Below are 12779 nucleotides of genomic sequence, written 5' to 3'. Positions count from 1 at the left end.
GCAGGCTGCCGCCGCATTCCGCTGCCGCCGTACCCGTTCAGCAAGGAACGTTATTGGTTTCCGGTTCACGGGAAGGCGGAGTCCACGGCCCGGCAGCTTTCTTCAAGCGCGATTCATCCTCTTTTGCAGGAAAATGTGTCAACCATCAAAGAACAACGGTACCGCTCGATATTCACGGGCGACGAGTTTTTCCTGGCGGATCACGTCGTGAAAGGAAAGCGGGTTATGCCCGGCGTAGCATGCCTGGAAATGGTGCGTGTGGCCGCCGAATTGTCCGCCGGGGATTCAGGTACAGACCAGAAGAGTATTGTAATCAGGCAGACGGTGTGGCCGCGGGCGATTGTTTCAGCGGGAGCGCCTCTTCAAGTGAATATCGGGCTATCGATGGAGAACACCGGCGAGATTTTGTTCCATGTATACAGTCAGGCCGAAGAACATGGGGCGGACCCGGTTGTGCACGCGCAGGGAAAAGCGGCATTCACTGCTGCGCCTGCTCCTACACCGGTAAACCTGCATGTGCTGCGCGGCGAATGCAACCGCGACCTGCTTGGCGCGGAACAGTGCTATGCGCTATATGCAGCGATGGGCATTGATTACGGCCCGAGCCACCGGGGCGTGGAGGCGATTTATCTCGGAGACGGGCATGTACTGGCCAAGCTTGCTCTGCCGCAGGCGCTTGCCGGTACCGAGAATGCATATGTCCTTCATCCAAGCATGATGGACGCAGCGCTTCAAGCATCTGTGGGCCTGCGCCTAAACGAAGCCGCAATGAAGCTGGCCCTGCCTTTTGCCTTGCAAGAGCTGGTAATTTATGCCCCATGCTCTGCCGCAATGTGGGCAGCTATTCGCTACAGCGAGGGAAGCAACGCCGGTGACAAGGTGGAGAAGCTAGATATCGATCTGTTTGATGAATCGGGGTTGCTGTGTGTGCGGATGAAAGGATTCTCGACGCGTGTATTGGAAGGCGAGGCGTCGTCACAGGAACATTCTTCCGGCAGCCAACCGCTGCTGCTGCATCCCGTCTGGCGGGAACGACGGGCGGAGGCGGCAAATCAGACTATTCCCTATGCCCGGCGGATGGCCTTCTTTTGTGAGCCCAACGGAGTGGAACACGAGACGCTTGCATCGCTGCTCTCCGGTGTCGATTGCTGTGTTTTGCGAGAAGATGTTGGCAATGTGGCGGAACGGTACATGAGATATGCGATAGACCTGCTGGAGCAGGTGAAAGGCGCTATGGCAGAGAAACGGAACGGAAAATTGCTGTTGCAGCTCGTTACGGTTAACCGTGGGGAAGGGGGAGTGTTTGCAGGACTGGCTGGTCTGCTTCGTACGGTCCGGGTGGAGCACCCGAATCTCCTCTGCCAACTGATTGAGGTTGATCACGGTGAATCGGCCACAAGTATAGCCGATAAGCTGAATACGGATAGCCGTCATCCCGGCGACTTCCACATCTGCTACCAAAGCGGAGTGAGGCATGTGGCCGGCTGGGAGCAGACGGCGCATGAGGTTCCCGAACGTATGCCTTGGCGTCACCACGGGATTTATTTGATTACAGGCGGCGCCGGAGGTTTGGGCCGGATATTCGCTGCAGAAATTGCGCATCAAGTGAACAGCCCCTGCCTGATATTGATCGGAAGATCACCGATGGATGCCGGCAAGCATGCCATGCTGGAGGAACTGCGGAAGCTAGGCGCACAGGCGGTATACCGGACAGTTGATGTAGCTGACTGTATGGCCGTCGACGGACTGATTGCAGATATTGTGGGAGAATTTGGCGGGCTTCACGGCATTTTTCACGGCGCTGGCGTACTCCATGACGGTCTGATCATCAACAAGACGGGGCAGCAAATGCGCGGGGTGATGGCACCGAAGGTTGCCGGTCTCGTTCATCTTGATCAGGCCAGCAGCCGGTTGCCGCTTGACTTCTTTTATATAGCTTCTTCGGTGGCCGGAAGTTTGGGGAATATAGGACAAGCCGATTATGCTGCGGCAAATGCATTTATGGATGCCTATGCGCTTTACCGCGATGCGCTTGCGGCCGAAGACCGCCGTAACGGCCGGACCTTGGCGGTCAATTGGCCGTTATGGAAGGAAGGCGGCATGCGGGTAAATGAAGCGGCCGAGGATCAATTGCTGCTCCGCTGGGGGATGGTTCCCATACAGACGGAGACAGGGATCCGTACGTTTTACCGATGCTACGGCTCGGGTAAAACCCAGATCATGGCCATGGGCGGAGATGCTGCGCGGATTCAGGAGAGGCTGCTTGCGCCAGTACCTGTTGACGTGATGGATGCCGGTTCTGCGGTTGCCTTACCAGACGCACAGATCCATGAGCTTGTGGAAAAGGAACTGGCTTCAGCCGTATCTCGGCAGTTGAAGATCCGTCCGGAGCAAATCCGTGAGGACAGCGAATTTACCAAATACGGATTTGATTCCATTACATTTACGGAAATGGCGAATAAGTTGAACAAGGCGTACAAACTGGATTTGACGCCAACGATCTTTTTTGAATATACAACCATCCGTGCACTGGCCGAATATCTAGTCCACAATTATCCTTCGGCATTTACAGTATTTTTGCGCGGTAAGGAGGACACTGGGCGGGCAACCGGAACACCCGAAAGCTATGTAGTACAGGTGCCGGTTACGAATCAAATTGAGTCCTGCCGATTGCCCGATCACTCCGGTATAGACCCCGCTATAGTTGCACGGAAGCCTGCCCAGGCGGAAGGAATAGCGATTGTCGGTATCAGCGGCAAATTTCCAATGGCGGACAACCTGGAGTCGTTCTGGAATAACTTGCTGCAAGGCAAAATATGCGTAACCGAGGTGCCGGAAGACCGCCGGAAATGGCGTATTGGCGACAGTGCGGCTAAGCAGGCGGGGGGCAAGCGCTGGGGCGGATTTATTGATGGGGTTGACCGCTTCGACCCATTCTTCTTCGGCATCTCCCCCCGCGAAGCGGAGCTTATGGATCCACAGCAAAGACTGCTGCTGATGGAAGTGTGGCATGCCTTGGAGGATGCGGGAATGTCGGCGGATGCGCTGTCTCAGCGTTCAACCGGCGTGTTCGTAGCTGCAGGGCCGACCGAGTATCAGAATATTCCTTACCATGAATCGCTCGCCATGACGACTGTTGTTCCGTCGATGATTGCCAATCGGATTTCATTCGCCTTCGATCTGCGGGGCCCCAGCGAAATTATAGAAACGGCGTGTTCATCAACATTTGTCGCCCTTCATCGTGCAGTGGAAAGCATTCGCCGTGGTGAATGTGACCAGGCGGTAGTGGGAGCGGTTAATTTGCTGATTGCTCCGGACAGCTTCATCGGGTTCGAAGCAATGGGATACCTGAGCCCCACAGGCAGATCTATGTCGTTTCAAGAAGGGGCTGACGGCTATGTGCGCAGTGAAGCCGTTGGCGCGATGGTAGTCAAACCGCTGAGCCTCGCACTGTCGGACCATGATCATATTTATGCTGTAGTCAAGGGCACCGGGGTAGCGCACGGAGGACGCAGTATGTCGCTAACCGCACCAAGTGCAGCCGGAATGAAGTCTGCGATGCTTCAAGCCTACCAGGCTGCCGGAATTGACCCGGCCACGGTGTCCTATATGGAAGCCCACGGCATCGGTTCTCCGCTGGGGGACGGCATTGAGATCAGTGCATTGAAATCGGGTTATAAGGAGCTGGCCGGCGAATTCGGCGCTCCGGCACCGGAGGGGGACGCCGAGCGGTTCTGCTATATCAGTAGCTTGAAGCCTAACATTGGTCACGGCGAGGTGGCTTCGGGCATGTCGGAATTATTCAAGGTGTTGATGGCGATGCAGCATGGGGTGATACCCGGCATCGCCCAATTTACGGAGCTGAATGGGAATATCTCACTGAAAGGAAGCCGCCTCCGGATCGCGTCCGAGAACCGGCAGTGGCTGCCTACGTACGATGACGCTGGAAACCGCCGGCCGCGCCGGGCGAGCATTAGCAGTTATGGGTTCAGCGGAGTCAACGCCCATACCGTATTGGAGGAGTACATTCCGGTTCCGGCAGCCGATTCCCCGAAGTCAGAGCCGCAACTGGTCGTGCTGTCGGCGATGACCCGCAACCAGCTGCAAGCTTCCGCAGCCCAGCTCCTGAAGTATGTGGAAGCGCGGGAACCGCTTGTGCTTGCCGACCTGGCGTATACTCTGCAGGTGGGCCGGAAAGAAATGGACAGCCGGCTCGCATTGGTGGTTCAAAGCAGAGATGAACTTTTGGCAGGACTGCGGAACTATCTGATATTGGCCGGAGCAGGTGGGGAAGAGCAGGACAATACTGTTCCGCTGTATACCGGCGAGTTGTCGGAAGGGGACACCGAATTGCGTAGTCTGCTGTCCGGAAGAATCGGAGACACTATTTTGCACACCCTGCTCGGAGACCGCCAATATGAGAAGCTGGCGCTTTATTGGGCCAAAGGGGGCAGTTTGCCATGGAATCGGCTGCATGAAGGACGGTTTGTCCATAAAATATCGCTCCCAGCCTATCCGTTTGAGAAGGGCCGCTTCTGGATTGGGTCGGATGCCGCAGAGCGTGCGGAGCGGACAAACGCTTTTGTTCCTGTCGATTCACCAAGCCAAGCTGTTCTGGAAATACAAGGCTTGCCTGATATTCGGGGACTCATCGGTGAAGTGCTAGGCATCCCGCCGGCAGAACTTTCGGTTCGCAAGCCGCTGTCATCAGCGGGTTACAGCTCGATACAGGCGGTCACCCTGCGCTTCAGGATTGCAGAGGCCTGCCGTTTGGAAGTGCCGCTGGCTGCATTAAATGAACGGCAGACCGTGGAACAGCTTGAAGAGAGCGTTCGTCATTGGCTTGTCAGCGTGGATGCCGAAAAGCTTTTACCGGGTATAGATGCTGCGCATGCAGGTGCCGAACGGAGCGAGTCTGCCAATGAAAGGGCGCTCCTCCCTGTGCTGGTGCCAGATCCCGAGAAAAGATATGAACCGTTTCCGCTTACCGACATGCAGGAATCATTCCTGACGGGACGCAAGCTGAAAATCGGCGGCGATCCCGCTGGTTGCCATATTTATTTGGAGTGGGAAGCGGCGGATCTGGACATTTACTGGCTGGGAAAGGCGTGGAAAGCGCTGGTGGCCCATCACGATATGCTTCGTTGTGTAATTCTACCGGAGGGAAGGCAGCAAGTGCTTGAGGAGGTGCCCTCTTATACCATAAAAGCCGCAGATTTACGGAGAAAAAGTGCACCGGCCCGGGAAGAAGCTCTTGCGAAGACACGGAACGTTATGTCTCACAAGGTATACGAGACCGGCCAGTGGCCGTTGTTCGATATCCGGATCAGCCTGTGCCCGGACCAGCGTTATCTCGTTCACTTCAGTATTGATGAATTTATCATCGACGCAAGTGGCTTAATTATGCTCTTGCAGCAGTGGAAGCATCTCTATGAACGGGGCGCTGGCGTTTTACCTGGGCTGGAGATAAGCTTTCGCGACTACATTGCAGCGATTAAAGCGTTTGAAGGCTCGCTGCGCCACCGCAAAGATTTGGATTTCTGGGAGAATAAGCTGCACGACATGCCTTATGGTCCACTTTTCCCCACGCGCAGCAATCTTGAATTAAGCGGAATGGATCGATACCAGAGAACCAGGCTTACTTCCATTCTGCCCGGAGAGCAATGGGATCGGCTCAAGCGCAAAGCGGACAGCGGCGGAGTGTCTCCAACCATCGTGCTCCTTGGAGCATTTACCGAAATTCTCCGCGCTTGGAGCAAACAGAGCACTTTTACGCTGATCCTTACGCTGATGAACCGTGTTCCGATTCATCCACAGCTTGATCAAGTGCTGGGTCCGTTTCTTTCTTCAAGCCTGTTCATCATTGAGGAGGACGGAGGAGAGGCGTTTATCGACCGTCTGCTCAGCCATCAGGCGCAATTGTGGGCGGCTCTCGACCATAGCAGCGTCAGCGGTGTCCGCGCGCTCCGAGAGCTGAAGGTCAGCAACCGGATGTCCGGAATGTCATCCTTGCCCGTAGTGTTTACATCGCTTATCAACAGTGGGACTGCAACTGGCGAGAGCAGCTTTTTTGACCAGGTCAGCTATATGGTCACACAAACGCCGCAAGTGTACCTGGATCATCAGGTTTTGGAAAGGGATGGAGATCTGGTGCTGAATTGGGATGTGGCTGAGGGAATGTTCCAGGAAGGCACTATGCAGACGATGTTCGGAGAATATTGCGCTCTGTTGGGCAAGCTTGCCTCTGCAGAGGATATATGGAAAGAATCCATGCTTACGGAGTATGCAGCGAAGGGGGAACGGCGGGAGCACTTGCCTCTAGCGTCTAACACAGGAACAGTAACGCCGGCAATACCGGATGACAGCCCCCGCCGGGTATTCGAAATCCCGGAGGGCCTAACATTCGAAAGCAATCCCCAGGACCTTTACAAGCCGTTTCCGCTAACGGATCAGCAGCAGGCTTACGTATTCGGACGCAGCGCATATATGTCTGGCGGCAACAGCAGCTGCCAGTTCTATCAGGAAATTGAAGCGGAGCAACTCGACCGGGACAAACTGGGAGAGGCCTGGAAATGTCTGGTGCGGCTTCATCCAATGCTTGCGACCGTGATCCGCCCGGATGGTGTCCAGCAATTGCTGGAGCATCCGCCCGAATATCGGATCGAATGGAGCGACCTGTCAGCTCAAAGCGAGGCGGAAGCGGAAAAAGCGCTTCAATTGACGAAGCAGCTAATGCTCGACAGGGTGTTTGATCTGAATGTTTGGCCTTACTTTGAGCTCCGGGTGTCGGTGCTGCCCGGGGGGCGTTACCGGATTCACTTCAGCATCGACATGTTGATTGCGGACGGCTACAGTATTCAACTGCTCCTTGCCCAATGGCTTAACGGGTACGAGCAATCCGGCACAGAGCCTTCGCCGACCGCTGGGCTGTTTCGCGATTATGTCATGTCATTGCAAATTTATAAAAAAACCGAAAGCTATGCCCAAAGCATGAGATATTGGGAAAGTAAGTTTGCTGCATTGCCCCCCGGACCTAAGCTGCTCTCGACAGCGGGAAGCACAGCAGGTGGTCAACTAGATTATGTACAGTATCATGGCGTCCTTTACTCCTGGCATACGTTGAAAGAGCGCGCCGGCAAGCGCGGAATGGAACCGGGAATGGTACTGCTGACCGCCTTTGCCGGAACCCTTGCAGCCCAGTTGAAGCATGAGCCCTTTACAATTTCCATACCATGCTGGGACCGTCTCCCGCTCCATCCACATATGTATGAGACGGTCGGTGATTTTACCGCCATGAGCTGGGTGTCCTTCGGCACCGGCTCCGGAAGCTTCGCAGATAATGTTAGACGCTGCGGAGAAACTGTTCAAGCGGACTTATCGCATATGGCAGTGAGCGGGCTGAAAGGGTTGCGCAAAGCTGCAATGCGCAGAGGAGGGGAGAGAGGACCGCTGTTTCCGGTAGTCTTCACCAATCTGCTGCCGCAAGGCGGACTCGTTTGGCCGGAGAATTTCAAGAAATTGGATACCATCACCAAAACACCGCAGGTTTATCTGGACCATATCGCCGAAGAGCGCGGCGGCAAGCTTTACTTTCAGTGGGATGTGCTGAGAGGCGTGTATCCTGAGCGGATGATCAAGGAGATGTTTTCCAGATATGTGTCCACCCTAGAGGCGCTTGCCTCCTCAAACGGATATTCATGGGATGAATTCGGCTGGAACGAGCTGGTCCAGGAAAAATCTATGGATTATGTTGTTCGCGGCCATGGCCATAACGACGAAAGGTATGTGATACGATGAACATGCTGCAAGCAGATGAACAGTCAGAGAAGCGGTGCTTGCATGAACTGGTCGAGGAGCAGGTGCAACGAACTCCCTGTGCCACGGCACTTCTTTTTAACGGGCAGACACTCTCCTTCGCCGAACTGAATGAACGGGCGAACCGTACCGCTTGGTATCTGCGGGACATTGGTGTTGGTCCCGATAGCATCGTAGGCGTCTTCATGGAGCGTTCTCCGGAGATGGTAGTTGCGCTGCTCGGAATATTGAAAGCGGGAGGGGCTTATCTGCCGCTAGATTGCGAATCTCCGGGAGAACGGCTGGCATTTATGCTGGAGGACGCCGGGGTAAGCGTTGTCTTCACCCAGGATAAACATGCGCATAAGCTGAGCGGGTTTAACGGCACAGTGGTTTGCCTGGACAGTGAATGGAACAGCATGGAAGATGAACGTGGGGATAATCCGGACGGCCTGGCGGCTCCCGGCAATCTGGCTTATGTCATTTACACATCCGGTTCCACCGGCAAGCCGAAGGGATGTATGCTACCGCACCGGGCAGTCTGCAACCGACTGCTGTGGATGCAGCGGCAATACAGGCTGAACGACGGAGATCGGGTGCTGCAAAAAACTCCATTCACATTTGATGTGTCGGTGTGGGAATTTTTCTGGCCGCTGCTTTCCGGAGCCTGTCTTGTGCTGGCCAAACCGGATGGTCACAAAGACAGCGATTATCTGGTACGGCTGATTCAGCAGGAACAGTTAACGGTATGTCATTTCGTTCCATCCATGCTGCACTTTTTCTTACAGAATTCCGGCGTGCTGCATTGCCGCACACTGCGGCATGTATTCACAAGCGGGGAGGCGCTTCCTTTTGAGTTGGTAGCTGCTTTCAAGCAAAAACTCTGTGCACGATTGCATAATTTGTACGGTCCAACTGAAGCGGCAATCGATGTTACGTATTGGGAGTGTGAGGAGCGGGAGGACCGCAAAGTTCCGATCGGCCGCCCGATCGACAATATTGAGCTACATATTCTGGATCATGCCCTTAGGCCGGCGGCGGAAGGCGAACTGTATATCGGCGGGATCGGGCTGGCCAAGGGCTACCTGAACCAGCGGGAATTGACTGCAGCTTCCTTTATCTCCGATCCTTTCAGCGGAGTAGAGGGGGCCAGAATTTATAAGACCGGAGACCACGTGCGTTATCTGGCTGACGGCATGGTGGAATATTTGGGCCGGATCGACTTTCAGGTTAAACTTCGCGGCAACCGGGTAGAGCTGGGCGAGATCGAAGCGGTAATGCGGCAGCATGACGCGGTCGCGGATGTCGTCGCCATGGTCAGGGACGAAGAAAGCGGTGATCCCAAACTGATCGCTTATGTTGAGCCCTGCGGGTTATGGCCTGATGTCAAAGAGATCCGGTTATTTGCCAAAAGCAAGCTGCCCGATTATATGGTGCCAAACCGGATCGTATATTTGAAGGCGTTGCCGGTAACGGCCCACGGGAAATTGGATCGCAAAGCGTTGCCTTGGCCTGTCGATACTTCTGATTTTCCCGCCGAATCTTCTGCACGGCATGCCGAAGCCACTGTTGATGGCGCAGCCTGGCTGGCAGACATTACGGCCGGACTGCTGGAAGAGATGAAGCAGTTGCTGAAAACGGATCAATTGAGGGCAGACGATGATTTGTTCGAAAATGGGGCTACTTCGCTGACGATGGTTCAGGTGGGAGAAAATCTAAACCGGCAGTATGGGATAGCTGTACCGGTCGAAATCTTTCTTGATGAACCTACTGTGGCGGCCATAGCGGGATACATTTCCCGAACCGGCAACTTCCCAAACAAATCGCCGCAGGAGCATAACCGTGGGGAAATTGACGGAGCTACAGGCAGCATGGCTGCTCCGTCCTTATGTCCGGGTCCATCGGTGGGGCGTGCGCCTGCCGAAACTCCCGAAAGTAAGGTGCTTCGCGAATTGACGGCTTATTTAGCCGATGCGCTGAATTTGAAAGAAATCCTTCCCAGGGATGACTTGTTCGATCAAGGTGCAACTTCGTTGACAATGGTGCAAATCGTGGAGAACATCCAGGGGAGGTATGGCGTTGCGGTTCCTGTCGATCTCTTTTTGAATGAGCCTAACCTTGCAGCGGTATCGGCTTATGTCGCGCAGCGGATTGCTCCCGGACACGGGGAGGGGGAACTGCCGCGGATACATGCCGCCGAAGTTGAGATTCAGGAAACGCAAACACTAAATACGACGGGCACTGCAGATAACGGTGCAATTACGGAACTCTCCCTCGCGTCCTTTAGCCCATCGGCATACAGCCAGGGGGAAACGGCGTGGCGGTTTGTCAGCAGCAAGATTCCGTTCCGGTCTTTCAGCAGGATGATATCCTGGCTGGGAGCGCATGAGGAAGCGGACGGCGGCAAGTATAAATACCATTATCCGTCAGCGGGAGGTCTGAATGCCATTCAGACCTATATTTTCGTTAAAGAACAAGCAGTGGAGGGCCTGCAGGGCGGCCTCTACTACTTTCATCCCGAGCGACATGTGCTGGCTCTGATTAATGGCCGTTTTGAGCTGGAACGGACGGCATTTATGCCCCGCGATCGGACTGTGGTCGATACGGCCGGATTTGCATTGTTTTTTATTGCGCAGATGGATGCCATTGTGCCGATTTATCAGATGGGCAGTCAGGTGCTCGCAACGGTGGAGGCGGGGTACATGGCCCAACTGCTGGTAAGCAGACAGGAAGATTGCGGACTGGGCGTTTATCCGGCGACAGGCCTCGATTTCGGCGCAATACGCGAAGGTATGCACCTGAATCAGGGCCACCGTTTCCTGCATTGTATATTGGGCGGTGTGCCGGACCCTGCGGTAGACGGCGGACAGATGCAGACGCTGGCTGAATACTTGCGGGAAACGGGTGAAACTTCTACGACGCATTTTACAGATGCCGCCAACGAAGGCGCGTACGCCGAATGTCTCGATATTGAGTCGATTTCGCAGTGGGATCAACTGCAAATCATGAGCCCGAAGGAACACTTTAGATTTATGGCGAAACGGCTGCATCTCCGGGAAATCGCGGAGGAAGCGACAGTACCCTTGGAGCGTATGCCATCGGCCAATGGACGCTATGAGATGCGTGCTTGCCAACGGAACTACCAGAGCGGTCCGGTGCCGCTGGAGCGGCTTGGAAAGCTGCTGACGCTGTTTAGACCGCAGACGGCGGAAGGAACGGACAGGTATTTGTCTGAAGATGCCGCCGGAATTCGCGCGATAAGCATATATCTCTACGCCAAGGAAGGCGGTATCGAGAATCTGGAGGAAGGCATTTACCGTTACGACGCCGCTGCGCACTCGCTGGTAAGATTGTCTTCAGCGACCGGAGGATTCGTCAAGCAGATTCACACACCGTTCAACCGCAAGCATTTCCAATCCTCAGCGTTCAATTTGTTTATGATCGGCCGGCTGGGCGATCTGGAGCCGGTCTTCAAGGGAGAAAGCCTGTATTATGCTTTGCTGGAAGCGGGATACATGGGTCAGTTGTTAATGGAGCGCCAAGCTGAATTCGGCATTGGCGTATGTCCGATCGGCGGGCTGAAATTTGAGCGTGTCCGTGCAGGATTCAAGCTGGGCGACAAGGATGTGATGCTCCATAGCTTCACTTGCGGCAAGGTGGATCAAGCGCTGCCTGCGGGATGGAAACGTCTGGAGGACCGTCCGTCCGGCCTGGAGCCTCTGTCCCAGGTATCGCCGGAGCGGATGCCGTTGGCTTTGAAACGGAAGTTTATTCAGCACGATCTGGCAATCATTGGCCTCAGCGGCAGCTATCCCGGAGCTCACAGCCTGGAGGAATACTGGGAACTGCTTCGAGACGGCACCAGCGCTATATCCCCACTTCCGGATGAACGCCGAAAGCTGTGGACAGCCTCCCGTCCTGCCGCTCCGTACAATGGCAGCAAAGGCGGGTATCTGGAGCATATTGATTGCTTCGACAGCCTGTTGTTCCATATCTCTCCCGGAGAAGCGCGTACGATGGATCCGCAGGAACGGCTCGTTCTGGAAGCGGCCTGGGATTGTTTGAGCCATGCGGGCTATACAGCGGAAGGATTGTCGCGGACAGCCGGTTCTGTAGGCGTATTTATGGGCGCGATGTGGAGTGATTACCAGAACTGGGTCAGCGGCCCCGGCGGCGATTCTCCGATGGAGCAGCCGATGGCCTTCCACTCGTCTATTGCCAACCGAGTTTCCTATTACTTTAATTTGGATGGCCCCAGCGTAGCGGTCAATACATCCTGTTCTTCGGCGGCTACGTCGATTCATCTTGCCTGCGAAAGCATCAAGCGGGGCGAATGCGATGCCGCTCTCGTCGGCGGCGTCAATTTGATGACGGATGAGTATCATGAGCTTCTTTTGAGGAGCATCGACTTTTTGTCTAAGGACGGCGAGAGCCGACCTTTCAGTGCCCAAGCCTCAGGCTGGCTAGCCGGCGAGGGTGTCGGAGTCATGCTGATCCGGCCGGTGGAAGACGCGGAGCGGGACCGAGACAACATTCTCGGTGTGATTAAAGGGACGTTCATCGGCCACACCGGACGGACAATGCGATTCGGTGCGCCGAACGCTTCTGCGATGGCTGCTTCGATGCGAAAAGCATTGAATAACGCAGGCGTGGAGGCTTCCTCCATCAGTTATATTGAAGCGGCTGCGGCAGGCGCCGGAATGGCCGATGCCGCCGAAATGCAGGCGATTTCCGAAGTGTTCGGCAATATAAAGCGCTCAGACGGTCCGTGCCGCGTCGGGTCGATTAAAGGCAATATCGGCCACTTGGAGTCTGCCTCGGCGATGTCCCAAATAACCAAGGTTCTTTTGCAAATGCAACATGGCCAGTTGGCCCCCACGCTCCATTGTTTGCCGCTGAATCCGCTGGCTCCGTGGAAAGCGGATGAAATAACGGTGGCCGACGAGCTTGCGGATTGGAAGAGCAACGACGAACGGCCTTTGCGA

Annotated in this window: 2 protein-coding genes; both read left to right on the top strand. The window is 55.2% G+C overall.

The annotated features are described in order from the left end of the window. Positions 1 to 123: 123 nt before the first annotated feature. Complete coding sequence (locus L696_RS28955; protein WP_280740292.1) at positions 124 to 7797, top strand: SDR family NAD(P)-dependent oxidoreductase; 7674 nt, start codon at positions 124 to 126, stop codon at positions 7795 to 7797. Next, on the top strand, positions 7794 to 12779 hold a 4986-nt coding region (locus L696_RS28950; protein ID WP_155985461.1), incomplete at its 3' end, for an amino acid adenylation domain-containing protein. The genes L696_RS28955 and L696_RS28950, both read left to right, overlap by 4 nt.

The sequence above is a fragment of the Paenibacillus maysiensis genome (genome assembly GCF_000520815.1).
Taxonomy (GTDB): Bacteria; Bacillota; Bacilli; order Paenibacillales; family Paenibacillaceae; genus Paenibacillus; species Paenibacillus maysiensis.
Note: the sequence above shows the minus strand (reverse complement) of the source record. Positions and strands in the feature narration are given on the sequence as shown.